Annotated in this window: 31 protein-coding genes and 1 tRNA gene; 9 read left to right on the forward strand and 23 right to left on the reverse strand. The window is 56.3% G+C overall.

What is annotated here, in order from left to right:
• The first annotated feature begins 79 nt into the window (after positions 1-79).
• Positions 80-604 carry a KH domain-containing protein gene (locus TUZN_RS01735; RefSeq protein WP_013679198.1) on the forward strand — a complete coding sequence of 175 codons (525 nt, stop codon included), beginning with the start codon at positions 80-82 and terminating at the stop codon, positions 602-604.
• Here TUZN_RS01735 and TUZN_RS01740 read toward each other — a convergent pair whose 3' ends face one another.
• The 4 genes from TUZN_RS01740 to TUZN_RS01755 are packed head-to-tail and all read right to left on the reverse strand — an operon-like array spanning position 605 to position 3,040.
• Positions 605-1,270 carry a 30S ribosomal protein S3ae gene (locus tag TUZN_RS01740; protein WP_013679199.1) on the reverse strand — a complete coding sequence of 222 codons (666 nt, stop codon included), beginning with the start codon at positions 1,268-1,270 and terminating at the stop codon, positions 605-607.
• A 30-nt stretch (positions 1,271-1,300) separates the two neighbouring features.
• Positions 1,301-1,528 carry a KEOPS complex subunit Pcc1 gene (locus TUZN_RS01745; protein WP_013679200.1) on the reverse strand — a complete coding sequence of 76 codons (228 nt, stop codon included), beginning with the start codon at positions 1,526-1,528 and terminating at the stop codon, positions 1,301-1,303.
• On the reverse strand, positions 1,525-2,583 hold the full coding sequence (locus TUZN_RS01750) for a hypothetical protein (RefSeq protein ID WP_013679201.1): 1,059 nt from the start codon (positions 2,581-2,583) through the stop codon (positions 1,525-1,527). The genes TUZN_RS01745 and TUZN_RS01750 overlap by 4 nt, the downstream gene beginning before the upstream one ends.
• 1 nt (position 2,584) lies before the next feature.
• Positions 2,585-3,040 (reverse strand): 30S ribosomal protein S15, encoded by a 456-nt coding sequence (locus TUZN_RS01755; RefSeq protein WP_013679202.1) that lies wholly within the window; start codon positions 3,038-3,040, stop codon positions 2,585-2,587.
• 102 nt (positions 3,041-3,142) lie between these two features.
• Here TUZN_RS01755 and TUZN_RS01760 point away from each other — a divergent pair, with 102 nt between their 5' ends.
• From TUZN_RS01760 to TUZN_RS01780, 5 genes are read left to right on the forward strand one after another with little or no spacing between them, the layout of a single operon-like run.
• Entirely contained in the window at positions 3,143-3,880 is a 738-nt protein-coding gene (locus tag TUZN_RS01760; protein WP_013679203.1) for an SAM-dependent methyltransferase, read from the forward strand.
• Positions 3,877-4,755 (forward strand): deoxyhypusine synthase, encoded by an 879-nt coding sequence (locus TUZN_RS01765; protein ID WP_013679204.1) that lies wholly within the window; start codon positions 3,877-3,879, stop codon positions 4,753-4,755. Before TUZN_RS01760 ends, TUZN_RS01765 begins: the two co-directional genes overlap by 4 nt.
• 20 nt (positions 4,756-4,775) lie before the next feature.
• Positions 4,776-5,696 (forward strand): MraY family glycosyltransferase, encoded by a 921-nt coding sequence (locus tag TUZN_RS01770; RefSeq protein ID WP_013679205.1) that lies wholly within the window; start codon positions 4,776-4,778, stop codon positions 5,694-5,696.
• Positions 5,693-5,986 (forward strand): hypothetical protein, encoded by a 294-nt coding sequence (locus tag TUZN_RS10945; protein WP_148678553.1) that lies wholly within the window; start codon positions 5,693-5,695, stop codon positions 5,984-5,986. The genes TUZN_RS01770 and TUZN_RS10945 overlap by 4 nt, the downstream gene beginning before the upstream one ends.
• A gap of 39 nt (positions 5,987-6,025) precedes the next feature.
• Complete coding sequence (locus TUZN_RS01780; protein ID WP_052886008.1) at positions 6,026-6,511, forward strand: Rab family GTPase; 486 nt, start codon at positions 6,026-6,028, stop codon at positions 6,509-6,511.
• Here the strand turns inward: TUZN_RS01780 and TUZN_RS01785 are convergent.
• From TUZN_RS01785 to TUZN_RS01860, 17 genes are all read right to left on the reverse strand, one after another.
• The gene (locus TUZN_RS01785) at positions 6,492-7,292 is read right to left on the reverse strand and encodes a hypothetical protein (protein ID WP_013679207.1); all 801 of its coding nucleotides are present in this window, start codon (positions 7,290-7,292) and stop codon (positions 6,492-6,494) included. The genes TUZN_RS01780 and TUZN_RS01785 overlap by 20 nt on opposite strands.
• 36 nt (positions 7,293-7,328) lie before the next feature.
• Positions 7,329-8,024 (reverse strand): HAD hydrolase family protein, encoded by a 696-nt coding sequence (locus TUZN_RS01790; RefSeq protein WP_013679208.1) that lies wholly within the window; start codon positions 8,022-8,024, stop codon positions 7,329-7,331.
• Positions 8,021-9,256, reverse strand: a complete 1,236-nt coding sequence (locus TUZN_RS01795; RefSeq protein ID WP_013679209.1) for a hypothetical protein — start codon at positions 9,254-9,256, stop codon at positions 8,021-8,023. Before TUZN_RS01795 ends, TUZN_RS01790 begins: the two co-directional genes overlap by 4 nt.
• Before the next feature lie 30 nt (positions 9,257-9,286).
• Entirely contained in the window at positions 9,287-9,709 is a 423-nt protein-coding gene (locus TUZN_RS01800) for a CBS domain-containing protein (protein ID WP_013679210.1), read from the reverse strand.
• A gap of 62 nt (positions 9,710-9,771) precedes the next feature.
• A complete protein-coding gene (locus TUZN_RS01805) occupies positions 9,772-11,070 on the reverse strand; it encodes a vWA domain-containing protein (protein WP_013679211.1) in 1,299 nt (432 codons plus the stop codon).
• A gap of 2 nt (positions 11,071-11,072) precedes the next feature.
• The gene (locus TUZN_RS01810) at positions 11,073-12,185 is read right to left on the reverse strand and encodes an AAA family ATPase (protein WP_013679212.1); all 1,113 of its coding nucleotides are present in this window, start codon (positions 12,183-12,185) and stop codon (positions 11,073-11,075) included.
• 50 nt (positions 12,186-12,235) lie between these two features.
• Positions 12,236-12,511 carry a hypothetical protein gene (locus tag TUZN_RS01815; protein ID WP_013679213.1) on the reverse strand — a complete coding sequence of 92 codons (276 nt, stop codon included), beginning with the start codon at positions 12,509-12,511 and terminating at the stop codon, positions 12,236-12,238.
• Positions 12,492-12,773 carry an ArsR/SmtB family transcription factor gene (locus TUZN_RS01820; protein ID WP_148678555.1) on the reverse strand — a complete coding sequence of 94 codons (282 nt, stop codon included), beginning with the start codon at positions 12,771-12,773 and terminating at the stop codon, positions 12,492-12,494. The genes TUZN_RS01815 and TUZN_RS01820 overlap by 20 nt, the downstream gene beginning before the upstream one ends.
• A 90-nt stretch (positions 12,774-12,863) precedes the next feature.
• On the reverse strand, positions 12,864-14,153 hold the full coding sequence (locus tag TUZN_RS01825) for a hypothetical protein (RefSeq protein ID WP_013679215.1): 1,290 nt from the start codon (positions 14,151-14,153) through the stop codon (positions 12,864-12,866).
• Positions 14,154-14,216: 63 nt separating this feature from the next.
• Complete coding sequence (locus TUZN_RS01830) at positions 14,217-15,041, reverse strand: hypothetical protein (protein ID WP_013679216.1); 825 nt, start codon at positions 15,039-15,041, stop codon at positions 14,217-14,219.
• A 27-nt stretch (positions 15,042-15,068) separates the two neighbouring features.
• Positions 15,069-15,245, reverse strand: a complete 177-nt coding sequence (locus tag TUZN_RS10950) for a CDGSH iron-sulfur domain-containing protein (protein ID WP_013679217.1) — start codon at positions 15,243-15,245, stop codon at positions 15,069-15,071.
• A gap of 19 nt (positions 15,246-15,264) precedes the next feature.
• Positions 15,265-16,275, reverse strand: a complete 1,011-nt coding sequence (locus TUZN_RS01835) for a substrate-binding domain-containing protein (protein ID WP_013679218.1) — start codon at positions 16,273-16,275, stop codon at positions 15,265-15,267.
• Positions 16,276-16,295: 20 nt separating this feature from the next.
• Positions 16,296-16,763 carry a hypothetical protein gene (locus tag TUZN_RS01840; protein WP_013679219.1) on the reverse strand — a complete coding sequence of 156 codons (468 nt, stop codon included), beginning with the start codon at positions 16,761-16,763 and terminating at the stop codon, positions 16,296-16,298.
• Between the two features lie 43 nt (positions 16,764-16,806).
• Positions 16,807-16,918: transfer RNA gene (locus tag TUZN_RS01845), tRNA-Arg, on the reverse strand.
• Between the two features lie 755 nt (positions 16,919-17,673).
• Positions 17,674-18,150 (reverse strand): Lrp/AsnC family transcriptional regulator, encoded by a 477-nt coding sequence (locus tag TUZN_RS01850; RefSeq protein ID WP_052886011.1) that lies wholly within the window; start codon positions 18,148-18,150, stop codon positions 17,674-17,676.
• A 186-nt stretch (positions 18,151-18,336) separates the two neighbouring features.
• Complete coding sequence (locus tag TUZN_RS01855; RefSeq protein WP_013679221.1) at positions 18,337-19,347, reverse strand: ATP-dependent 6-phosphofructokinase; 1,011 nt, start codon at positions 19,345-19,347, stop codon at positions 18,337-18,339.
• The gene (locus tag TUZN_RS01860) at positions 19,344-20,165 is read right to left on the reverse strand and encodes a class I fructose-bisphosphate aldolase (RefSeq protein WP_013679222.1); all 822 of its coding nucleotides are present in this window, start codon (positions 20,163-20,165) and stop codon (positions 19,344-19,346) included. The genes TUZN_RS01855 and TUZN_RS01860 overlap by 4 nt, the downstream gene beginning before the upstream one ends.
• 135 nt (positions 20,166-20,300) lie before the next feature.
• Here TUZN_RS01860 and TUZN_RS01865 point away from each other — a divergent pair, with 135 nt between their 5' ends.
• Positions 20,301-20,501: an alkaline phosphatase family protein gene (locus TUZN_RS01865; protein ID WP_013679223.1), complete on the forward strand. Its 201-nt coding sequence runs from the start codon at positions 20,301-20,303 to the stop codon at positions 20,499-20,501.
• A gap of 74 nt (positions 20,502-20,575) precedes the next feature.
• On the opposite strand, the gene TUZN_RS11520 is transcribed toward TUZN_RS01865, so the two are convergent.
• Entirely contained in the window at positions 20,576-20,698 is a 123-nt protein-coding gene (locus TUZN_RS11520; protein ID WP_272941290.1) for a hypothetical protein, read from the reverse strand.
• A 170-nt stretch (positions 20,699-20,868) separates the two neighbouring features.
• Between TUZN_RS11520 and TUZN_RS01870 the strand changes: the two genes are divergently transcribed.
• Positions 20,869-22,752 carry a glycoside hydrolase 5 family protein gene (locus TUZN_RS01870; RefSeq protein ID WP_013679225.1) on the forward strand — a complete coding sequence of 628 codons (1,884 nt, stop codon included), beginning with the start codon at positions 20,869-20,871 and terminating at the stop codon, positions 22,750-22,752.
• On the opposite strand, the gene TUZN_RS01875 is transcribed toward TUZN_RS01870, so the two are convergent.
• Entirely contained in the window at positions 22,742-23,401 is a 660-nt protein-coding gene (locus tag TUZN_RS01875; protein WP_052886012.1) for an endonuclease III domain-containing protein, read from the reverse strand. The two genes, TUZN_RS01870 and TUZN_RS01875, sit on opposite strands and share 11 nt — an antisense overlap.
• Before the next feature lie 72 nt (positions 23,402-23,473).
• On the opposite strand from TUZN_RS01875, the gene TUZN_RS01880 reads away from it, so the two are divergent.
• Complete coding sequence (locus TUZN_RS01880) at positions 23,474-23,962, forward strand: hypothetical protein (protein ID WP_013679227.1); 489 nt, start codon at positions 23,474-23,476, stop codon at positions 23,960-23,962.
• Positions 23,963-23,978: the final 16 nt, after the last annotated feature.

The raw sequence follows: 23,978 nt of genomic DNA on the forward strand, positions 1-23,978 counted from the left end.
AATTGGCATCTCAAAATAAATACATCGTTATGCCGCCGAGACGCCTTTATCTTTTATTTTAATAACCCCGGTGATTTCCATGAGCGAGTACCTACGCGGAGTTGTGCAGGTCCCGATAGAGCCTAAGTTTCTGCACAACGCAAGGAGGTGGGCCGAGGCGGTAACTGGCAGATATAGGGCAGAGATCCGCATCGATACGGCCCTCTCGTACATAGTCATAAAGCCGGCGGAGGGCATAACAGTCGACGAGCTCCTTAAGTTGCGCGATATGGCTGAGGCGATAGCGTTGGGTTTCCCACCCGAGGAGGCGCTTAAGCTGGAGAACGAGGGGTACCGTCTTGAGTACATAGACCTCAAGGAGCACGTAGGGCGTCAGCATATGTCTCGGGTCAAGGCCAGGATTATCGGCGAGGGCGGCAGAGCCAAGACGACTATAGAGTCGCTGGCGGGCGTCAAGATAGTCGTGGGGGACAGGTACGTCGGTATTTTAGGCAAGGCGGAGGCGGTAGAAGTAGCGAGGGAAGCGCTACTGATGCTTATAGGGGGTAAGAAACACGGAACTATCTATAAATATATCCAGAGAGCCGTTAGAGATCTTACCTAATTACTGCTCTATCTGTTGGGCCGGCAATTCCTTGAGCTCGGCGATCTCCTCGCCCTTGGGGAATGCGAGGACCTTTATCTTCGCTATCTCCACCTTCCTCATCGGGTACACCTTCTTGGCGGCAACGAAGAGCTCCGCAGCCAGCGTGCCCTCGAGCACCTCCTTCAACAGAGAACCTATATCTAACGCCGGCGCCTTCTGGGCCAGCAAAGACGCGAAGGCCTTCCTTATCGCCGATTTCCTGCTGGTAGATACAGACGCCGAGGTTATCCCCAGCACGGTCAGGCGCAACCTCCAGCCGTCTTTCGTCGTAACGTCCACATAGGCTACGGATTTGCTGGTGCCGCGCCTTACTAAAGACCTTATGTAGTCTCTAGACAGCTCGAGGCCCTTGAAGCGCGTATATGCGTTATCTCCGTCGACCTTGTTTATCTGGAGCCTTATCTTTATCGGGAGGTGGGATATGTCCTTGGTTATCTCGAAGTAGGAGATCTCCAGCGTCCTTCCGAGCAACTTCTGCGGCTCCGACGCAGGCACCTCGGCCACCGCCGCTCCGCCTAGATAAACAGGAGCATATGCAGTATACCACTTCTTCGACGCCCACACATCGCGCTTAGACACCACTACCTTCTCCTGTTGCGCCACCGCTTGTTGCCTCTCGGCCACGTCCCTCGCGTACCTAGGGGTATAAATACATTAGCGATCCGCCAGCTCGCGCCACAGCGCGTCGACGACTTTCAAGCACCGTAATATATCGTCCACGGTGTTTTTAAGAGTCAGCACGTTGTTGCCGCCGATCACTACGACGTATCTATTGTCGCGGCAGATATGCCTAATGCTGAAGCCCTCGGGCATCTCGACGTCGTCTGGCGCCATCACTAAGGCGGCGGCGCAGGGCAGATCTGTAGAGATCTCTACCGTCACTTGATTAACTCCACCACCTCCGGCCATCGATCCCTCGGCACGAATACCAGAATACTCGAGTCGTAGGCTATGTACTGAATATCGTTAAGTCTGTCCGCGATCGCCCTAAGCCTCTGGCTCTCTTTCAAAGGCGCTATGAGCGACGCGACGAAGCCCTTCCCTATATCCGCCCTAAGTATTAAAATGTCTTTAAGTTTTGAGAAATAAGGTAAATAGTTCATCAATTTGTAAATATAGTAAGTATTACTAATATTTATTATATTATTTTGATAAGATTTTGTTATTTCATCTAATATCTTAGTTAGATTATCGACATAGGAAATCACGCCTTGGCTGTCGGGCGTAAAGCCCGCTAACAAGGCTTCGAGTTCTATAATTCTGCCCGTAGGCTCTATTTCTGTAGGTATATACCGCAGACCTTTGTCGGCGATGGCCGGATAGAAGCCGGCCTCGTAGACACGGCCTAGGGCCTCGTCAAGAACATCCAGCATCCTCCTTTGGTCTAGCGCCCTCAGCGGCTTGTCCTCATCAATGCCCCGGCCCAGAACGCCGGGAAGCAAGGGTAACGTTAAAAGAGACAGAGCCTCGCCCAGGGGCTTGTCGGGAAACGGCAAGGAGAAGCCGCGGCGCGTCTCGAGCTCGCCGACCAGCTCGACCGGATCCTCACATCTAAGTGTACAGTTATCGACTAACCAACTAAAAATTCCTAGATATAGCTCTAGAATATCATCTTTATTTAACGATATAATAGATCTGGCTAATTTATATATTATATAGCTTATTGGCAACGGCGTCGGTAATTTTATCGAGGAGCCCTCCACGCCGACCTCGTTCTCGTACATATAGAACCCGCCGCATCTAAACCCCAGACATATGCCCGATTCCGGGGGCCAGTCCGCTAGCCTCAGCTGCGCCGTATCGGCAAACTTATTCATCAGAAAATACCCTGCCACCAATGCATCTACAGTTTTCCTTATATATATTGTAAGGATATCTTGATCGAGATATTCAAGGATCTTGTTTATATTATTGAGAAAGAATTGCTCTAGCTCCACATCACGTGGCTAGGTGCGACAGCCTCTCCGGCGAGTATTCGAAGTCGGCGGGCAACCGCCCAGTCCTCTTGTAGTACTTCACCAGTCTGTGTATCTTCGACTCGACGAGCTGTAGCCCTCTTCTGGAACCCATGTCCTTAGGATGCTCCTCTAGATGCCTCCGTATCCTCAAGGCCTTCTTGATTAGATTAAGCAAGTCCTCGGGCATCTCCATCCGCACGCCGTGCTCTTCCAATATTTTGACGATCTTCTTCCCAGTTATGACCTTGACTAGGGGTATCCCGTATTGATCCCTTAAGATCACGCCGATCTGAGACGGCGGAAATCCCCTTCTGTAGAGCTCTAGCACCAGCTGCTCTACCTCCTCAGGCGTGTACTGGATCCAGCTGGGGGCGGTGGGGTGCGGCGGCCTCGTCGACGACGATCTGCCCTTCTTATGCCTACTACGGTGAGGCACGGCGTTAGTGTTCTAGGCGATATATAAGTTTTACCGGAAGCCCCATATCACAAGCGGCGGTCGTCGACGCCAGTGATTAAATTACAGACGCACATCCCGCCAATGGGCGAGCCGTCTCCATGGCCTTGGGATCTCCCGTTAGTAAATTTATATGGGGATATTGTCCTGACCTATATGTACTACGACGTCCCGTTTGTGCCGACGCCTGAGGTCGTCGTCAGGCGCATGTTGCAGTTGGCCAGAGTAAGGCCCGGCGAGGTCCTCTACGACCTCGGCAGCGGCGACGGCAGAATAGTGATAATGGCCGCCAAGGAGTTCGGGGCATACGCCTACGGCATAGAGATACGTAAGGATCTCTACGAACAGAGCACGGCAAAGATTAGGGATCTGGGCTTGGAGGGGCGGGCCAGGATAATAAATACTAACTTCTTCGACGCCGATATCTCGGACGCCGACGTCGTCACGATGTATCTGCTCACCTCGGTCAACGAGCGGCTGAAGCCGAAGCTTGAGAAGGAGCTGAGGCCGGGGACCAGAGTCGTCAGCCACGACTTCGAGGTATCCGGGTGGAGGCCTGTAGTCGTCGAGGAGGTGTACGAGGAGTGGCGCTCCCACAAGATATACCTCTACAAGATTCCGGGCAAGGAGGTCCCGATACCCTCGGGCAAGACCGCCCCACTGGAGGATCCGTTCACCAGGCAAGTCATGGCTTTGGTCGACGGAAACAACTCCATAGAGGACATAGCCGTGAAGCTGAACACAACGCCGCGCGAGATCAGAAACGCGTTGAGGAAGCTTATAGACGCCGGCCTTGTCGAGGGGATAAAGACCATTAGATGAAAGAAGTCATAGACGTCTATAGAAAGATCGGCGGATTCCAAGCCCTCCATGTAGTGGAGGCCGCCGATATTCTTAAGGAGGCAGTAAGGAACGCAGATCTGCGCTTCTTCTCATTCACAGCGAACTTGGTGGCGACAGGTCTTAGGGAGATTATCGCCGACGCGATCCGGAGGGGGCTCTTCAACGTAGTGGTGACCACAGCTGGAGCGCTCGACCACGATATAGCCAAGGCTGAAGGCGCTAGGTACGTGCCGGCGTCCTTCGACCTAGACGACGTAGATCTAGCCGACAAGGGCTATCACAGATTGGGCAATCTGGTGCTTAGGAGGGATGAGTACGGCCCTTATGTCGAGCGTTTCGTATTCAGGGCGTTGGATTCGTTGGAGAAAGATAGGGTAGGCACCTTCGAGCTGGCCGAGCATTTCGGCAAGTTGATGCCCGAGAGCTCCATCCTCGGAGCCGCGGCTAGAGCCGGCGTCAAGGTGTTTGTGCCGGGCATAGTGGACGGAGCCGTCGGCACGGCTATATTGACCTACAACGACGTGCAGAGGGTGAAGAGGGGCGGCAGACGTATAGTAGTCGACGTGTTGAGGGACGAGGAGGAGCTGAGGGATCTCGTGGCGTCCGCCAAAAGCCTAGCGGCGCTCATCGTGGGGGGCGGCATATCTAAACACCACGTGATCTGGTGGGCGCAATTCAAGGGCGGGCTGGACTACGTAGTGTACATAACTACGGCCACGGAGTACGACGGCTCCTTGAGCGGCGCGAGGCCTAGAGAGGCCATAACCTGGGGCAAAGTTAAACGCAACGCGAAGTCGGTCCACATAATGGCGGACGCCACGTTGGTCCTCCCGATACTCCTAGGTTACTTATAACTACCCCTCCTCTTCCGCCCATGCTACAGATAGTCGCGATAGCCGCCGCCTTCGCGGCAGGAGTGGCTCTGGGGCCGGCGTGGTTGCGCTACCAGAGCGCCAGAGGTTTGGTGTCGCTCGACGTCTACAAGGGCAGGCAGGGCGTGCCTAAGGCGGGAGGGCTTATTGCTATGATCGCCGGTATTGTGGGCCTCTCCATCCTGTCCCTCTTCGACTTTAGGCTGTGGTACGTCGTCGCGTTGGCCGGCGTTGTGGGGCTAGTCGGGTTGCTCGACGACGTGTACGACGTGAACGAGCTCGTGAGGGTCGCAGTCCCCCTTCTAGCGGCCGTGGCCCTCTACTTCGCCGTGAGGCTACGCATGACGTTGCCCTTCATGGGCACCTTCTACAGCCCTGCCTGGCTGGCGGTGCTCGCAATCCCCATAATGACGAACGCGTATAACATGTTGGACCCCGTCAACGGATTCCTGCCGCTGTCCAACGCCATAATCGGCGCGTCTCTGGCCGCGGGCGCGCTCCTCAGAGGGAACGTCGAGGCCTCCTACGCCTTCGCCGTGCACGTGGCGGCTTCCCTAGCGCTCTTCGTCTACAACCGCTATCCAGCGAGGGCCTTCAACGGCAATGTGGGTAGCTACTTCCTAGGCGCCGAGATCGCCACGTTGGCGGCCCTCTACAACATGGTGCCCCAGCTCGTCTTCGCGTCTATGCCTTATATAGTCAACGGCGTCCTCATTATATTCTCGGCGCGCGGCATCAGGGGCAGAAACAAAATAGGCCGGCCCACCGTTCTGGTCGACGGAAAGGTCGTGCAAAACTGCGACTCGAATATTCTGAGCCTGGTGCGCCTCCTGGTTGGGGACGGCGCCTTGGGCGAGTACGAGATATTTAAGCGCCTAGTCCTCCTCACGGCCATAACGTCGTTGGCCTCGGTGGCTATATGAAGAGCGCCTTGGCGGTCGTGTTGTTCTCGTTCGCGCTTCTCCTAGCATATCTCTATCTCGGAGGGCTCCTTCTAGGATATCTAAGGGTCAGACCTCTGCCGTATGTAAACGTCGGCGACTTTATGGCAGTTGCTTTAATCCTACTATACGGATATGCCGTCTACTTCGTCGGGCAGATCGTGGCGAAGAGGCAGTGCGAGCGTGAAGGACGTGGAGATCCTGGCAGCTATATTGACCGGCCGAGGCGAGCCTCTCTACGACAAGATAAAGAAGATAGAGGCAGAAGTTAGAAAGTTAGAGTTATTAGTAGATAGACTGCTGGGTGATTTGTGAAGCGAGTGGTATGGGCTGTCCTCGGCGTTGGAGGCGTCGGCAAGACCACCTACATATATAGGCTTTTGGGCCTCTCCTTGAGGCCCCGAGTGACTTTGAGGCCGGGCATATACAGATACTACTACGGCGACTACGAGATGGACGTCATAGACGTGCCGGGCCAGCTGGCGCGCGAAGTCGCTCTGAACTTCAGCAGAATGTGGTCGTTCTACGTCGACCTCCTGGCATATATGTACGACGTGACCGACCCCTCCTCGTTGAGGGCCATAGCGGACATACACAGCGCGTTGCTCGACGCAGGCCTTAAGCCGTTTCGGAAAGTCATACTTATAGGCAATAAGAGGGATCTTGCTGAAGAGATCGGCACGCTTATAGAGGGCGACGAAATGGCCCAAGCCATAGGGGCCGGCAAGATCTACTACATATCGGCCCTCAAGGATCCGCCTAACGAGTTGATAAGGCCTATCCTCGAAAACTTATAATGCAGATCTCCTCGTCGTTGTGGATTATCTGGCCCCCCACGTCCTTCACGACCTGATCACAGGTCGGCGGAGTTCCTAGGCCGAGCGCCTCGTTCACGAGCGAGGCAAGCTCGCCGAGGACACCGTTTATATATACATATATAACTTCCTCGGCAATGCCGCTTAATTCTTTTAAATTAATATTTCTATGACATACTAGCGCAGTATTAAAATTACCATATTTATATTTAATAAACTTTATATCGGTAGAGGGCTCCAGCGCTATGAAGACCGCCGGCGCCAAGAACGACGACATGGGGGAAGCCATGACGGGCAAAAGGGATAGACGCTCGCTCTCTATGTCCAACACGTCTTGAAAATCGTCGACTATCACCAGATCCCGGCCCGCCTGCGCCGAGAGCTCTGACGAGAATCCGCACGGCAGAAAGCCGGCGACTAAGGTGAGGCCTCCCCAGGGGAGGATCTCGGCCGCCATACGTATTCTGATGTTCTGGAAGATGTATGTAAACGAGTGTATAAGGGCTGGGTTGTGCTCTATCGACTTGCCTAACAGATACGGAACTATGATGTCGTCAACAACTCTGGCCACCACGGGATCTCCCCTGTCGGGGGGCAACTTGCCGGTCCTTATGTACGTATCCCCCCTCTTGATGAAGTACCCCAGACGCGCCAAGATCGAGTACAGCCTCTCTAGCCTGTTGTCTGGCTTAATCGCGGCGTTCATGAGCGCCAGCCTTGCGAAGTTGCTGCTGAGCACCCCGACCTCGACTTGATAACTCACGCAAAATGAGGAAGAGTTTATTATTATCCATTGCGTTTAGTCTGAACAAGCAATCCCATCTATGATTATATCCACGGCCTCCGCGAAGCCGAGGCCGCTGGGGCCTTCGACGGTGATCCGCGCGGCGTTTTTAGCCTCCTCATCGGCATTGCCCACGGCTATTCCCCACCCAAGCCTCAACATAGGGGCGTCAACTTCGCTGTCGCCTACGACCGCCACCAAGCTACACGGAAGGCCCCACGCCCTGCATAAAAACGCCAGGCCTGTGCCCTTATCGACGCCTTGAGGCCTCACGTGTATCGCATAGCCGCTGTACTCCACCCTATAGGAATTGCCCAACCGCGATCTTATAGCCGACAGCGCGGCGGCCGGATCGGCTACTGGATAAAACGCTAGGTCGTACTTCCTGCACCTATTCTGCTCGCTCTCCCTCACGAGGCCGGTAGATAATACTACGTCCACAACCTCCTGGCGCGGAAAAGCCACACATAGCTCATGGATCTCCCCCTCGAGAGCCACTATACAGCCGTTCTCCGCTATCACGGCGTTGACTCCCAGATAGCGCGCTATGGATAGCGCGTAGTCGAGGCCGTTGGCGGTGGCCAACGCCACCCGCACGCCCAGATTCCTTAGCCTTCTGAGGGCCGCAAGCGCCTCGAGGGAGAGCTCGTAGGTGTCTCTAGAGAGGGTCAGAGTGCCGTCTATATCGGCGACTAACGCCTTGCATTTCATCTACCGAGCGCCGCCGCGAGCGCCGAGGGGTTATAGCCGGTCACGACAACATAGGAGCTGTTGGGGTAGACAACGACGAACACCGGAGGGGCGACTGTTTGAGGCGGCATGTTGGCGCCCTCAAGCGCCAGGCTCAGGAGGGCGGATTCAGAGGATATATCCACGGGACATGTGCTGTTTGGCAAAACCCTATACGGGTTTGTTGAGTTGTTCAGCAAGCCTCTATATATCTCCCGTAGAAGATCCACTACGGCGCTCTTGTTTTCTAGAGACGAGTATAGGCACCTCAGCCTCTCCGCATAGCTCAACGGCTGGTTCGGGGCGTCCAGTATTATGAGGCCGACGCCCCTAAACAACGTATAGTTATCCACGAACAGCTGGGCTGATGACGTATCGTTGAGGCCTATGAAGGCAAGCACCGTTGTGTTGCCTGTTGCGGCGACCATGCCGACCTTTTTAGCTACCGCAACTAGAGTGAGGCCTCCCATATCCCTAATCGGCATCTCGCCTGAGAGATTCGATATAATCGCGGTATATGTAGAGTTCACGTCACTCATAGACCTTAACAAATATGTCACATTAAATGTAGATGGACCCATCGATAAAATTATACTATATTTATATATTACATTATTATTAAGTTTATATAGATAATATGTAATATTTATTGTATAGAATAGATATGTGGTGAATGTGGAATTTTTATAGATCGCCGCATCGCCGAATGGCGTCGCCGCCACGCCGCTAAACGCGAGCATCGAAGGCGGAGGCACTTGCGACAGGGCAGATACCACTTGGACGAAGTTCGTAGAGGTCGAGAACTGTTGCGGCGAACATACTCTGTTAGACACTCTTGCGGGTATACCTGTGATTGTTTGGGTTATAGTGAAGTTCGAACACGTATATCCCAGTAGCTCTGGATAATTTACCAGTAGGAACGTCGTGTTGGCTGTCCTATATAGCTCGCTGAGCCTCTGCGGCGAGAGCAATAAGTAGGCCTCGCTTCCGTTATGTGCCGAGACGAGCAACACGCTTTGATTGTACTGAACGTAGACTAGGGGCACCTTGTTGCTGCCGACATATACGTCGTATAGGTAGACGCCGTTGGGGTAACTTATAGCCGAGACGTTGAGGATCTTTGGGTACTGCGGCGAAAACGGCTTCAACAAAAGGATAACGACAACGATAATTATAACGGCCACGGCGATTACGGCCGGAATTACTCTATTCATGGGCCCGGAAAACGGACCCTATTATTTAAATTATTCCTTTGTCGACGGCCTCCTGTCGGCTGATAGGCTCTCGATTATCCTGTCCTCGGCTATGAGGTCCCTGATGGACAACACGCCGACGAGCTCGCCCTTGTCGTCGAGGACTACCAGATGTCTTATGTGGTGCTTCCTCATGAGATAAGCGGCTCTGTATATCGTCTCGTCTTCTCTTATCCAGATGAAGTTCCCCATAGTGCCTGCCTTGTCCACTGTGACAGTCAACGGGGCCTTGCCGGCTATGGTCCTGATTATGTCCCTCTCGCTGATAACGCCGATAGGCTTCTTGGGCTCTTTCGGGTCGACTATCACGAGAAGGCCGACGTTGTTGTTGGCCATAGCCTCGGCCGCCTGCTCGACCGTGGCCGTTACCGGTATAGTGACCGGCGGTCTGCGCAATATTTCCTTAACCTTCATGGCCTTCTATTTTCAGGAAATATAAAAATTTTTCTCTATATCCTTCTATATAGATATGCTTTTTATATATTTTTCAATATATATTTAAGAGATTCTATATCTGTCGAGTCAATCCTTATGGTCGGTATTTCGGACTCTATCACCGAGTTGGAGCCTCCTATCAAAAGCGCCTTGACATCTCTAAAAGCCGTCTTCGCCTGCCTCAACACCTCGGGGTTTACGAAGTCGTCTTCTCCATCTGTGATTATGACCAGCTTATAGCTCCGAAGCCCTGCGTTCTTGGAGTCCATGACGGCGGTGTGGACCGCCGATGTTATGTCGGTGCCGCCCAGCGGCAGGACTCTGAGCAACGCCTTGATCACGTCCTTAATATTTGTCAACTGGGGGTACACCATCTGGTCGAAAAATCTCAGTATGACCTTCCTGCTGTGTCTCATCAACGCGACGGCCAGCGCGGTGGCCCACGTTATCTTCTGCGTCATGTCCATGGCGAACCCGTCGTAGACCGAGTAGAACATAGAGCCCGATTTGTCCACCAGCATGTAGATCTTCTCCCTTGTGTCGAGCGAGACGTCCTTCACCGAAAGCGACCTGGTGGCCAGCTTGTAGGCGAATAACGTCGGCGATGCTCTGTAGATGGCCTTGCTTAAGTTAGTCACTTTACGTAGATCCGAGAAGCTCCTGATGCTCCTAATGCCTGACGGCACGCCGGCCCGCTCGAAGACCGCCCCCTCCTCGACGTAGGGATCCACCTTGGCCAATATCTTGACCAAAGACTCCAAGATCTTGGCCAGCCTGGCCCTGTACGGATCGATGTCGACATCGAATAGGAGATCTGCAACCTCCTTCCCTACATCGTCGCCGAGAATTTTCGAAATCGATTTCCTTATCTTGTCTAAATTCTTTACATTGCCCATATAGAACCTCAATAGATTGCTTATTTCCTGCCTCAGAGACTGGTTGTTCATTAACCTCTGTACGTTTTTCTCATCGCCTTCCTTCATGCCCTGCACGGTGCCGCGCTCTATGCGCGAGAGCAAGCTGTTGTACGCCCTAAGCAGTTTGACCGACGCCGATCTGGAAATCGAATAGTTGTATTTACTGAGCTTGCTAATCTCCTGATATAGATCCGAAGAGATATAGGATTTGAGGAATACGTACCACAACGCCTCGTTTTCGTCTTTAGGAGCCGCGGAGAGTATGGGGACGCGGTAGTGGGTGTAGAAAGAGTCGGCGATGTACTCCATCGGTATCTTATTCAGCTTTACGGGGAGCCCCAGCCGTTGGATATAGCGTATTATTTCTTGGACTCTGAGCCTCGTCAGCTCGTCTGAGTAGTCTACGTTGAGCAGGGCGCCCACGATTAAAGCTGGCTCCTCAACATGCTTAGGGCATCCCTTATTTCCGACATCTCGGTCATGAAGAACTTATAGAGCGTGGGGTCCGCATACGCCTTGTCCAACAGCTCCTCGGCCTCCCTCAACTTCTCGCGCGCTATAGTTATCGCGTTGTTCGCTATCAAGGCCTTTATCTCGTTTATCATGTCGTAGAGGGTGGACAGATTCCCCGGCATGTGGGACGCCACGAACGCCTCGTACTCGCTTAGATCCTCCTTGTCGTGAACCAGGTACTTCAACACCTTTATAGTGCCCGCCCTTATGCTCGACGCGTCCAAGTCGCTGGGCCTTATGCCGAGAATAGTTAGGTACGCCATAACGTATATGGGAACCTTGACCCTGGTGCGGTTAGATATCACCACGTGGTCTAGATAGGCCGCAATCAGCGGGGATACGTGCTTCACCAACACGTCTCTATTCTCGTAGACCATCTTGTTCACGTACTCGTTGAGGCCCTTGATGTCGTCCATGGTCATCAAGTGCGACATCTGGTCGAACTCCTGCCGAAGGGCCAGCCCGGATCTGAGCAGATCCTCGGTCTCTTCAGGCGAGGCGTACTTGGTGAAGGCCCTTAGCGGGAAGCGGTCGTAGAGGGCTTGTAGCTCCTCCTCGTCGGGCACTCTGTTGGAGGCCCCGAAGACTGTCCACGTCCTCACCGGCACCACGGCCCCGCCGTCGAAGATAGCCCTCTCGTTCAGTATCGTCAGAAGCGTGTTGAGTATGGCGCTGGAGGCGTTGAATATCTCGTCCAGCAGAGCCACGTCGGCCTCCACTATGGAGTTCGCGTAGATCCTCTTCACATTTCCCTTGAGCAACTCCACCACGTCTATAGGCCCTATGATCTCCTCCAGCTCGGTGAACTTTGTCAGGAGGCGGTAGAACCACCGCGCCTTGAGGAGCTTAGAGAGCGACGCCACCAACATGGTCTTGGCGGTGCCTGGGGGGCCTATCATTATGTAGTTCTCGCGGCTGAGCATAGCTATCAAGGCCCCCGTTATTTCGTCCGAGAACTTGAAGAAGTACTTATCCAGATACTGACGGACCTTCGCGATGTCTTGAATCAGCGCATCCACCTCCACACACCCTCCGCGACATATACTTAAATCTTTGCAACGCGCCGCGGCGAGGCCTATATTGACGAGAGCTTGTAAAACGCGATCGATGACGTCGCGAGGAGCGCGGCGATAGCCATAGACGGCATTGCCACGTCGGGGCCGTGCCCTCTAAACATCCAGAACGCGAAGGAGGCGAGAGCTATTAACGAGGCGGCTGTCAAGGCGGCCGCGATGGCCAACGCGTATCTGCCCACATGAGTGCTCTTGAGGTCGGCGTAGTTCCTCAAGCTAAGCAGGGAGAAGATAGACGCGATGGACGCGAGCGCTATGTCAATGATCCAGGGTATCATAGCCCAGATACTTGGCCGCCTCTACTATTAAGTCCCAGTTTCTCTGGAGCGGCTCCGACAGCGCGTAGACAGCGCCGTACCCCTCGCCCAGCCTCTCCACGAGCCCGTTCTTCTCCAAGACCTCTAGGTGGTGGCGCGCCGTCTTGTAGTCCATATCCAGCTCCTTCGAGAGCTGGTGGGCGTTCATGGGCCTTTCCTTCAGCCGCGCGAGTATCTTGAGACGCGCCGGACCCCCGCGCGTGCCTAGCAATACGAACAGCAAAACTCTCCTGAGATTGCGCCGGTCTGCCCACAGAGAAGAAAAACATTGTTCGGTTTTTATTGATACTTAGGCCCAGTAACCCGGCGAATCCTAACCCCAGACATACGAGCCAGCCGTAGTAGTTGAAGAGGTCGTCGTGGCCGTAGCGGCGGATGTGGCCGCGGCGGCCGCCGTTGTAGTTGCAGTCATGGACGCGGCTTGCTGGGGCGGCCAAGGCCCTAGGAACACCCACGGAACAGGCCTCACGAATTGCACATTCACGATGTAGCCGTCGCCGTAGAGCCACACGTCGGGGGATTTGTAGGCTCCTACCGAGAGGGTGGCGTTCTGTTGCGCCGCGCCTTGAGGCAACCAGGTCCAGCTGGCCACTGTTCTGGGGAACATAGCTATCGTAATTATCGGCGATCCGGCTCCGCTAGCATCGACGAACGTGTATTTAGCTGTGACGAGGCCGTTGGCGGCGAACGCGTACGCGCCGAGCGGCGACATGCCGGCTACTCCGGACATGTTAAGCGTCGCGTAGTATATCAAGCTGAAGTTATAGACCTTGTAGGTCATCTGCCCGTCGGTGAGGTAGGTGCCGGGCGGTATCACCGCTATTATGTTGCCGACCCTCAACGCGCCTCCGACAGTGCCGTTTATCCGGGCCTCGGCTATCTCAATAGGCACAAGCCCGCTCGACGCGTTGCCCACGGGCGGAGTGAACTCGACATAGTTTATCTTGTGCATGTAGGGGCCGGCTGTGAATATCCACGGGACTGGCTTAGAGAACATGATGTTGACCATGACGCCTCCTCCCACGTAGTGCCAGACATTCGCAAAGGCGTACCTGCCGCCGACCAGCGTGCCGTTGGGCAACGCCTTATACCCGAGCCAAGTCCAGCTGGACCAGTCGGCGGGAGCGTAGGCCACGGTTATTATCTGTCTCGGCTTCCCAGACCTATCGACGAAGGATATGGCGGGGCTCACCTGTCCGTTGACAGCGAACGCGAAGGCGTAAGTGGGCACGCCGCCGTCCGGCGCCACGCCCACGTTCTTAACGGCGTACAGCACTATCGAGAAGTTGTAGACGCTCAACGTGGTGTTGCCGACCATCGCGTACGTGCCCGGCCTCACCACGGCTATTACGGGGCCTGCCCTGACCGTGGCTCCGGTCATCGCGTCGACCTTTACCGTCGCCATAGTTATCGGCACCAGCTCGGGCTCCGCCTGCATGCCAGGCGCTGTTACGGTCTGAGTTGTGGTGATCGTCTGGGTAGTTGTGACAGTCTGGGTAGTCGGCATTGGGGTGGCTCTCGGCGCGGAGTAGTAGCCGGCCACAAACCCCAGTATCGCCAGCACCACGGCCGTTACGGCCAGTATTGTGGTTGTTCTTGACATGGATAAAGTGTGCGTTCTGCCGTTAAATGCTTTTTCCAAAATTACACCATAATTTTTCCTAGTTTAAAGGACGGATACCCTCAACACCAACGGGAGGCCTGAGGCGAGCTTCTCCACTATAAGGCGGGCTATGTCTATCACGTAGACCTGCCTCACGGCGTATATTGCCCTGGAGCCGATACACGCTAGGTTCGTCGTGCCGTACTCTGGCCTGGGCAGATCTATTGGGAGGTTACGCCACGACACGCCGTCAACAGACACCCAGAGAGGCCTCGTCGACATCTCGTGGGTCGCCAGATAGCCGCCGCAACGCACAACGGCATGGGTGTAGCCCGTCGGGCCGAGGCCCATGTTGAACTTCTCGAGATCGCTCGTGTAGTAGATCCCGGTGGACGTGGAGATGTACAGCCTCTCCCTATCGGGGAGAAGGGCGTGGAGATCTCCCCAGAAGCGGGTAGGCCTCAGCCCGCGTAGGTCGTCCCCAGCCAGTAGGTTGCCCTCCTCGACGGAGGCCACGTATAGGTCCTTGAACCGCGCTATGTCGGTTATGTGGGCAGGCCCCTTGAGGAACCTCCAGCCGAACCTCTCGGCGTAGTCCGGAAACTCGGTTATCTTTGCGCCGGAGAGGGCGTCCACCAGCACCGGGCCGTCCATAGACGCCACGAGTGAGTCGCCCAGCCTAACGAGGCGCCAACAAGGACCTGACGCCAGTCTCTTGAGCTTGCCCCCGCCAACCTCGAAGAGGCCCGATCTAGGCGAACAGACGTAGAGATGACCCTCGAACGTGGCGACGTCGACTACCTCGAGATCGGGGCAACATATCCTGTGAGCGCCGCCAGTGGGGATCAGCTCGTAGACGCCCCTCTCGGTGGCGAGAAAAACCTGCACGTAAATGTGGCGACTCTAATAAAAAAGCTATTCTAGGACGTTGACGTAGGCCTCAGGCGCCTTAAAGCCGGCCCTCTTGTGGGTGCCGTCGCAGTACGGCTTCCTGGATGAGCCGCCGCAACGGCACAAGTAAGCCACCGGCCTCCCGTCGACCAACACCTCGTTGGGGCCGTCGGCTATAGAGTGTATGACCACCTTGGCCATGTGTCGACCAACCCGATTCCTATACTAATACCTTCTGGCCCGCGCTTCTGACCGGCGTGTATCCCGGCGGCGGTTGCTCCTTCCTCAACAGCTCCAACAAGCGCCTCACGGCAGGCTTCTCCAGGCTGTATCTGTTCACCGCCAGATCGAAACGCTCAAGCGCCACGTGCCTATAGGCCAAGCCGTACTTCTCCGCGGCCGCCGCGATGGCCAGCCCGACGTCGGCCTCCCCTCGGGCTATCGCCCCGACCACCTCCTCGTGGGTCCTCGCGGACGTGTTGTACCCGCTTATGGCGTCTGCAACGGCCTTACGAGGCTTGCCGACCCTCTCGGCGAGCTTATCGACCAGTAGCTCGAGGAGGAGGCGCGTCCCCGATCCGGGATTGCGGGCAATCACCCTGTACTTCAACAAGTCCTCCACGCCTCTAAACTCCACGTCCGGCCTAAACGCGAAGCCTATAGACCTCATGAAGCCTCTGTGAAGGACTACCGACTGAGACAGACCAAGCCTCTCCACGTAGGGGACGTTGTACTCGCCCGATGCCGGATCCAGCAGATGGACGCCGGCCACGTCGGCCAGGCCGGCCGCGGCCATTATGAGCCCAGTTGCGGAGCCGACCCACCTGGCCTCCACGCAGAAGCCCTCCTCCCTCAGCCTCTCCAGCAGATCCTTAACGAAGAGGTCGGAGCTGCCGGCATACACGAAGTCGCACATCCCCTCTGTCAGCGCCTCGAGCCCGCCGAGCCTCCTCGACACGAATTCCAGATAGCGGGCCAACAAGCGCCTGCCCTCGTCGGTGAGCCGGGCCCCTCCCGCATAGCCTCTCCTGGGCTCCACGAGGCGTATGCCGAGCGCCCTCTCGGCCCTGGCGATGTATCCCCAGGCACGGGAGTAGGGTATCCCGAGCCTCCTCGCTGCGGCTGATATCGAGCCGGTCTCCTCTATATACTTCAAGAGGAGCGCCGTCTCTGAGTCGAGCGCCACTACGCCTTCTCTTATAAGCGAGACGTCGACGCGGAACAAGTCCACGTGTTGTGTGGAGCGTGAATTTATCTCTTTAGTACGTACAGCACTACGCCTATCACGAGCACCACGAAGCCGACGAAGCCGAGACCCAGCGAGATGAGGGCGAAGAACACCGCCCTCGACAGAGACGGGCTTATGGTCACCACCGCATACCTAAGAGAGACGGGGCGCGTGTAGTTGTTGACGACGTAGACCCTCACGCCCGGCTGGACGGCAACCGCCGTGATGGTCCCCTGGACGGCAATCCTCAGAGACTCCGGCACTATCTTCAGCGGCGCTGACGAGTTGATCAACAATATCGACGGCTCCGAGAAGGAGAAGCTCGCGTTGTTGCCTGGAGACAGCGTCAAGGCCGACGTCTTGTTCAACTGCGCCAACGCCTCATTGACAGAAGCCGCCAACGAGCCCGCCGAGGACCCTAAGAAGAACAGAACAGCCGCGATAGCCACCATCGCAACTCCCATTATCGTGATAATTATTGAAAGTCTCATGGCACAAACTCGGCAGGTATTAATATGTGCCGACAACTAGCACTGGCGGGCCCGGCGGGATTTCTAGGCGGCTGTGCCCGAACCCGCGACCTCCGCCCCACTAGGGACTACGGCTCCGGAGGCCGCCGCTCTGATCCATGCTGAGCTACGGGCCCTTTACATATGTTTTTATCGTTTTTTAAGCTTTGCTCCGCCGCTTTAGGCGAATAGCCGTCGGGCGTATCTCGCCGGTCCAGACGCCTCCACGCCTTGGTCTATTCGTGGCGTGTAGATCCGCCGCATTATATTCCGCGTCTGTAGGATTCGAATTGTCAGCTAGCGATCACGTGTACTACGTAAAGGTAGTAGCTGACGACCCACGTAACGGGGAAGGCCTTGGAAGTCCCCTTACCTAGGGGCTCAACGAAGTTAAGCAAGCCATTATCCCACTTGACTCTGACCGCGAAGTAGGTGGTCAGCGCCGCAGAGAGAGGAGAGCTGTTGGCACAGAGATGTAGGGCGATAAATTCAGCGCCGCGAGTATGCCAGGTGCTGTGGCAGAGCCAACGAACGAGAGGCTATCCTCCTGGCCAAGCCCATAGGGCGACCTCTTCCCTCCTTATATAGTACACGCCCGATTATGGCATGTCTGCTTTATGCCCTCCTCCTCCCCGCGAGACTTGCCGTCGTCGATGGCGGGGATTGTAGGACGTTAGTGGTGTCGGCCCTAGCTCCCTATCTGGGACTCTGGGCCAGCTCCGTTAATGAGACAAAGCCAGTATGCAGAGAGCGCCTAGTCACTACGGAGAGGTGCCGGCTAGATGGACGGCCTAGGCCAGCTATCAAATCTAGACCGCTTCAGTAGAGCGCAACGGATCCTCTGCATTTATGGGAAAAACTCGCGGAAAATTTATGTATTTTATAAATTCTCTTACTCCTTTATAGCGCCTATGCTGATAAACGTCTTGGTCTCTTTTACGCCCTCTAGGTTGTTGAGGGAGTCGAGGACCTTGTCGAGCACTGTCTCCTGCGTTATCACGGCGAGGTCGTACTCGCCGGCTAGCCTAAGCGCCTTCTCGATGGGTAGCTTCTTGGAGAAGTCGTAGACCTTGTCGCGATACTTCGGCTCGACCTTTACCAAAACTATGACGTCGTTGCTCTGGCCCTTGAGGAACTTGACGGCCTTCTCCGTGACGTCGACGAACTCGCGGCCTGTCCTGACAAGTCCCAACTCTTTTAGTCGCTTGAGGTGTATCGCCAGCGCCTGCCTTGTCATGCCGAGCTCGCGGGCTATCTCGTCCTGGTCGCCGTAGACAGTGTAGACCCTCATGGGCTGGGCGCGTTGGAGCAGGTGCTGGAGTATCTGAACCTGTCTATCGGTTAGCCTTAATTCCTCGGTGCTTGCCATGTGCTTAGAGAAAGAGCAAATATAAAAACTTAACTACAAAAAATAGGCGTATTTCTGCGAGGATTGCATTATTGATAGGGCGTTCGCCTCATAGAAATTAATTGCCAAAGGAGATGCCGCACGGCGCCGAAAGACGCTTTGTAAGGTCTATTTAAAAACTTTACGCTTTAGCAATATATCCTCTACCTATTCCGAGTTACCCCAATACGTCTCGTAGAGCTTGAGCCAGGGCCCGCTCACCAGCTTGTTCCTGCCCACGACTTCCGTTATGGGGATGTACGATATCTCGCCGTCCCTATACGCGGTCATGACGCCGAATTTGCCCTCCTCCACGGCCTCGTAGGCCGCTGTGGCGTATCTGACCGCCAGCACTCTGTCGAAAGCGGACGGCGGGGCTCCTCTAATTATGTGGCCGGGTATCGTGGCCCTAGTCTCGAGGCCTGTCTTCTTCTCGAGAAAGGCGGCGAGCTCGTTGCCGACTCCGCCGAGCCTTACGTGGCCGAACTCGTCCACAGGCCCTCCGTAGGACTTAATGCCCTCCGACACGACGACCAGCGCCCACCTCTTGGCCTCGTAGGCCTTCTTCACGCGCTCGGCCACGAAGTCCCAGCTTACCTCTCTCTCGGGTATCAACACGAAGTCGGCCATGGTCGCAAGACCTGTGTGTAGCGCTATCCACCCGGCCTCCCTGCCCATCACCTCCACTACGCCGACCCTCTCGTGGGATATCAACGTGGTCTTGAAGCTCTCGGCGGCCTTGACGGCCTCGTTGACGGCCGTGTCGAACCCTATGGTGTAGTCGGTGCCCCAGACGTCGTTGTCTATAGTCTTCGGTATCCCGACCGCATCCAGTATTCCGCGCCTCTGCGCCTCGCCGGCGGCCCCCAACGTGTCATCGCCCCCTATAGCCACAACGACGTCTAGGCTCAGCTCCTCGACGTTCTTGGCCAACGTCTTCGCCCTCTCCTCGTCCTTAAACGGGTTCGTCCTCGAGGTCTTTATGTATGTGCCTCCCGTAAAGGCGAAGTCCAGCAGATCTACGGACGTCACCCTCTTGACCTCCTTGTTGAGGAGGCCCTTCCAGCCGTGGAAGATGGCGTAGACCTCGTGCTTCCTCTCGGCGAGCTTGACAAAGGTATATACGGCTATGTTGAGGCCCGGCGCGTCGCCTCCGCCGGTCAATACGCCGATCTTCATGGCGCCGCCGCTCTCAGCACCTCGGAGGCTTTTTTGCCCTCGTAGACTATCTGGCCCAACAATTTGCCGAACTCGACGGCGTTCTTCCTCTGCCACACGTTTCTGCCCACCGCTACGCCCAAGGCGCCGGCGCTGATGACCTCCTCCACCTGCCTCAAGAACTCCTCGTCCGTCTTGGTCTTAGGGCCTCCTGACATGAGCACCGGCACCCTGCCGGCGGCTCTAACGGCCCAGGCGAACGTCTTGGGATCTCCCGTATACTTTATCTTCATGGCGTCGGCTCCCAGCTCCAGCGCGATTCTGGCCGCATACGCCACGACTTCGGGGTGGTGCTCGTTACCGTTGTACTTCGTGTCGACCTTGCCCCCTCTCGGGTAGGACCACACGACAAGCGGTATGTCGAATTTCGAGGCGTCCTTCTTGATCTGGGCCAGGTACTCTATCTGTTTCCACTCGTAGTCGCTACCGGCATATATCGTGAAGCCCACCGCGCTCGCGCCGAGGCTCACCGCCTCCTCGACGGTGCAGTTAGGCGCCGATATAGGCGCGCCGTTGTAGAGCGACGTCTTGCCGTTGAGCTTGAGTATTAGCGGCACGCTCCCGTCGTAGTACTTCTCGGCTATACCTCTCTGGAACACGACGCCGTCGAACCCCGCGTCGCGCGCTATCTTCAATATATACTCCGGATCTACGGAGTCCGGGTTCTCTAGGAAGTCCGTGGGGCCGTGCTCTATGCCGTGGTCGTACGCCAACACTATCGAGTGACCTCTCCTGGCGAATATAGACTTGAACTTTTCCGTTAACGTGTATGTCCGCATAGTGTGCGTGGCAATGCGAGTATTTAACCTTTATAGCATCACATTACTTATCGTTAGCTTGTAATAGTCTGAGTATACTCAAGCATACTCACCGCAGGTGAGCGACGTATATAAATGCAACGCGGGGACTGGCCAGTGGAGAATATAGCTCTCATAGTCCTTGACGCGGTACGGTGGGACTATTCGGCCCCCCTCGACTGGCCGTCCAGCTGGGGGTTCGAGAAATATGAGGCGTGGACCACGGCGCCGTGGACTCCGCCGGCCCACGTCTCTACGTTCACCGGGCTCTATCCGTCGGAGCACGAGGTGCACGAGCCCGGCAGATGGATCGGGTAGAACTGGCTAAACGTGACTAGGGAACGCGCCGCCCTCTTCATGACGCGTGCGCGCGGCGGGCACGGCTACTGGCTCTACGACGGGCTGATCGCAGTCCCGTTGTGAATCGAGTCGATGAGGCAGATTAAGCTGAGGGAGCCGGTGAGCTTGACCGCGGTGTCCCTCCTAATCCTGAACCTGGCCGACGGGCTAGACATAGGGCAGAGACAGCCTTTAGCCGAGTCCTATGGGCCTTTGATAACGCCTGCCCGGAGGCAGTTCGTGGATTCTATAGATAAAATAAGAGAATTATATGGATATAAATCTAGAGAATTTCGATAAAGAGCTCCCGCCTTAACTGTTATATTTGCCAGCTGGCCGAACAACCATGTTTATACTCGGGGTTAACTACTGGCCCCGGAAACACAATATAAAGATGTGGAAGGAGTGGAACCCCGAAGATATAAGGGAGGACCTAGACACGATGAAGGACCTCGGCATAAGGGCGTTGAGGTTCTTCATACTCGCCGAGGATTTCTTCGACTCCTACGGCGGAGTGTCGAGCGAAGCGCTCGCCAAGCTGAGGCATTTCATGGATATGTTGGCCGAACGCGGGCTGTTGGGCTACCCGACGCTGATTGTAGGCCACATGTCGGGGCGCAACTGGGCGATACCGTGGGCGCCGGACTGGGACATCTACGCGCCTCAGGCGGTCGAGCGGGGCGTGAGAGCCGTCCTCGAGGTCGTCAAGGCGCTTAGGGACCACAAGGCTCTCGGCGGCTGGATCCTAAGCAACGAACTCAGCCTAGTGAAGGCGGCTAGGAGCAGATACGAGGCTCTGAGCCTCCTCAGGGCGTACTCCTCAGCCATAAAGTCTGCGGACCCGGCGCATCCCTTCTCCTCGGGGGACGTCTCCAGCTCGTATCTCCAAGAGGCGCCTAACGTGAAGGGGCTGGTTGACTGGGTCGGGCCGCACATATACCGCTACGATACGAACCTCGTACGGCACGGGTACCTCTATCCGGCGTTCGTCGAGCTCTTCTCAAACGACGGCGATATGCCCGTCCTCCTGGAGGAGTTCGGCTTCAGCACATATCAATTCTCGGAGGAGCAACACGCCAACTTCATAAACGACGTGTTGTGGTCGGCGCTGGCCCACGGCGCCTTCGGCGCCTTTATCTGGTGCTTCTCCGACTTCTCCCAAGAGGGCGATCCGCCGTACGAGTGGAGGCTTCTTGAGCTCGGCTTCGGCCTCGTGAGGGCTGACGGCACCTTGAAGCCCGCGGCTACCGCAGTCAAGAAGTTCTCGCAAGATCTGAAGAGGCTCGAGGAGATAGGGCTCGGCGACCGCTTCAAGAGGCCGGAGGCGCAGGCGTCTGTCGTCGTTCCGTTCTACATGTATAGGGACTACGAGTTCGTGTACCAAGGCTGGCGCAACGAGCCTGGGCTCAAGCCTGCGTTGATGGGGCTGACCCTCGGCTTCATGTCGGGCCTTCGCATATCCTCCGTATATGAGCTGTCGAGGGAGAGGCTGAGGCAGAAGAGGCTCCTTGTGTTCCCCTCTGCGCCCACCGCGCTGGCGACTACTTGGCGCCTGGCCTACGAGATAGCCAACTCGGGCGGCTTGGTATACGCCTCGTTCTTCAGAAGCTTCGGCAACGTCGCCCCTATCACACACGACGCGGCCACTCACCTCTGGCGGGAGCTGTTCGGCGTAGAGAACGCCCTTCTGCCCGGAAGCGTCGGCGTACGCTACGGCGGGATCTTCAGAGTCAAATTCGTCGCGGATTTCGGCCCTATCAGATCCGGCGAGGAGTTGGAGTTCGCCCTCGACGCGCCGGTGTACACCTACGCGGTAAAGCCAGTAGACGCGGAGGTAGTCGCGGTGGATCACAAGAACAGGCCCGTCGTATTGGCGAGAAAAGGCGCCGTCCTGTCGGTGATCCCGTTCGAGCTGATGCTCGCCTACATGGAACACGTGGACTGGCTGAGGGGGTACCACAGGATCTACGCTGCGCTGGCCCAGATGGCGGGTCTGGACATACCCTACTACTCGACCGATCCGAGGGTAGAGCTGTCGAGGTTCGAGGGGAAGGACGGCGACTTGGTCATAGCCATAAACCACTCCTACGAGGCGGTGACGGCGGCCGTGGTCGCGCGCGGGGTTAAGTCGGTCGAGGCGGTGGCCGGCTCCGGCTCTGTCGAGGGGACCGAGCCCATAAGCCTCAAGCTCGGCCCCAAACAAGCCGTGGCCTTTTTGGTCAAGCGGTAGGCTTGCCTGGCCAGGGACAGAGATCTCTCACGGGGCACTCACCGCAACGCGGCGATCTGGCCCTGCAGTAGTCCCTACCGAACTGTATGAGCTTCAGGTGGACCTCGAGGTACCTCTCGGGAGGCAGACGCTCCATGAACCACCTGCTTATCTCGCCGTATCTCTTCCCTATGCCCCAACGCCGCGCGATCCTGGTTATGTGAGTGTCCACGGGAAACGCGGGCTTGCCCAAGTTGGCCAACACGACGTCGGCCGTCTTCTCGCCGACGCCCGGCAACGACGTTAGGAAGCGCCGGGCCTCCTCCACGTCCATATCCGCTATCCTGGACAGATCCACGTCGGAGAGCGATCTGGAGAGCTCTATCAGCTTCCTGGCCCTGACTCTATGCATCCCCGCAGGCCTTATAAGCTCCGCAAGCCTTTCCTCGCCGAGAGAGAGCAGGGCCTGCGGAGTTATCCGCCCCACAGCGTTCTTGAGGTTGTAATATGCGCGGAACGCGTTCCTGTCCGTGGTGTTCTGCGTCAGTACCACGGCCACCAGCAACTCGAAGACGTCCACGCCGGCGCGCCGCAACACAGGCGCCACGAACTCGTCCTCCCTAAGCTTGACGAATTCGGCGACTCTCTCCACGATTCGCACATCAGGCATTTCGGCAGAAGCTCATCGGGTAATAACCTTTATCTGACCCATGGCGTTTTTAACTCGGCGTCTCGACCTCGCGTGGAGTTAGCCGTTGGGCTGACGGAGGGGGGCAAGATCTATATCAGGCGGAGCGACCTCGAAAGGACTGCGAGGAGGATAGGCCTCACCGCTGACGAGCTGGCGGCGAGGCTGGGCGCCAGGCCCGAACAGGCCGGGAGAGGCGTGCGGTACGTCATCGAGGACGGATGGGGCCTTGTCTTGAGCAAGTTGCTGGAGCTCGAGGAGAGGGTATCGCGGCTGGAGGGCCGGCGCGTTGAGGGCGCCGACTTCGACCAAATCTTGGACGTTGCCATAAAACACTCGGCGGGCCCAACGGGCTACGCGCCTCTGAAGGCCGTGAAGGACTTCGTCACGAGCAAGCTGGGGCTCTCCGAGGCAGAGTTTGTCGAGAGACTGGCCCGACTTTTGGCGGAGCGGCGTGGGAAGTATGTATTGCTCGAGGGAGGAGACGAAAAGGTCTACGTAAACGGCAGAGGGTACGGCTATATAAAGAAGACAGGGGTATAGGAAGGGTATTACCTAT

It is taken from the genome of Thermoproteus uzoniensis 768-20 (assembly GCF_000193375.1).
Classification (GTDB): domain Archaea; phylum Thermoproteota; class Thermoprotei; order Thermoproteales; family Thermoproteaceae; genus Thermoproteus; species Thermoproteus uzoniensis_A.

Excerpts from the sequence above, each read along its gene's own strand:
- TUZN_RS11520 (WP_272941290.1), bottom strand. The coding sequence starts at position 20,698 with ATGTCTAGCCCGTCGGCCAGGTTCAGGATTAGGAGGGACACCGCGGTC.
- TUZN_RS01735 (WP_013679198.1), top strand. The coding sequence starts at position 80 with ATGAGCGAGTACCTACGCGGAGTTGTGCAGGTCCCGATAGAGCCTAAG.
- TUZN_RS01760 (WP_013679203.1), top strand. The coding sequence starts at position 3,143 with ATGGGCGAGCCGTCTCCATGGCCTTGGGATCTCCCGTTAGTAAATTTA.
- TUZN_RS01815 (WP_013679213.1), bottom strand. The coding sequence starts at position 12,511 with ATGATACCCTGGATCATTGACATAGCGCTCGCGTCCATCGCGTCTATC.
- TUZN_RS01860 (WP_013679222.1), bottom strand. The coding sequence starts at position 20,165 with ATGCGGACATACACGTTAACGGAAAAGTTCAAGTCTATATTCGCCAGG.
- TUZN_RS01770 (WP_013679205.1), top strand. The coding sequence starts at position 4,776 with ATGCTACAGATAGTCGCGATAGCCGCCGCCTTCGCGGCAGGAGTGGCT.
- TUZN_RS01765 (WP_013679204.1), top strand. The coding sequence starts at position 3,877 with ATGAAAGAAGTCATAGACGTCTATAGAAAGATCGGCGGATTCCAAGCC.
- TUZN_RS01795 (WP_013679209.1), bottom strand. The coding sequence starts at position 9,256 with ATGAATAGAGTAATTCCGGCCGTAATCGCCGTGGCCGTTATAATTATC.
- TUZN_RS10950 (WP_013679217.1), bottom strand. The coding sequence starts at position 15,245 with ATGGCCAAGGTGGTCATACACTCTATAGCCGACGGCCCCAACGAGGTG.
- TUZN_RS10945 (WP_148678553.1), top strand. The coding sequence starts at position 5,693 with ATGAAGAGCGCCTTGGCGGTCGTGTTGTTCTCGTTCGCGCTTCTCCTA.
- TUZN_RS01825 (WP_013679215.1), bottom strand. The coding sequence starts at position 14,153 with ATGTCAAGAACAACCACAATACTGGCCGTAACGGCCGTGGTGCTGGCG.
- TUZN_RS01875 (WP_052886012.1), bottom strand. The coding sequence starts at position 23,401 with ATGCCTGATGTGCGAATCGTGGAGAGAGTCGCCGAATTCGTCAAGCTT.
- TUZN_RS01850 (WP_052886011.1), bottom strand. The coding sequence starts at position 18,150 with ATGGCAAGCACCGAGGAATTAAGGCTAACCGATAGACAGGTTCAGATA.
- TUZN_RS01870 (WP_013679225.1), top strand. The coding sequence starts at position 20,869 with ATGTTTATACTCGGGGTTAACTACTGGCCCCGGAAACACAATATAAAG.
- TUZN_RS01855 (WP_013679221.1), bottom strand. The coding sequence starts at position 19,347 with ATGAAGATCGGCGTATTGACCGGCGGAGGCGACGCGCCGGGCCTCAAC.
- TUZN_RS01790 (WP_013679208.1), bottom strand. The coding sequence starts at position 8,024 with ATGAAATGCAAGGCGTTAGTCGCCGATATAGACGGCACTCTGACCCTC.
- TUZN_RS01800 (WP_013679210.1), bottom strand. The coding sequence starts at position 9,709 with ATGAAGGTTAAGGAAATATTGCGCAGACCGCCGGTCACTATACCGGTA.
- TUZN_RS01840 (WP_013679219.1), bottom strand. The coding sequence starts at position 16,763 with ATGAGACTTTCAATAATTATCACGATAATGGGAGTTGCGATGGTGGCT.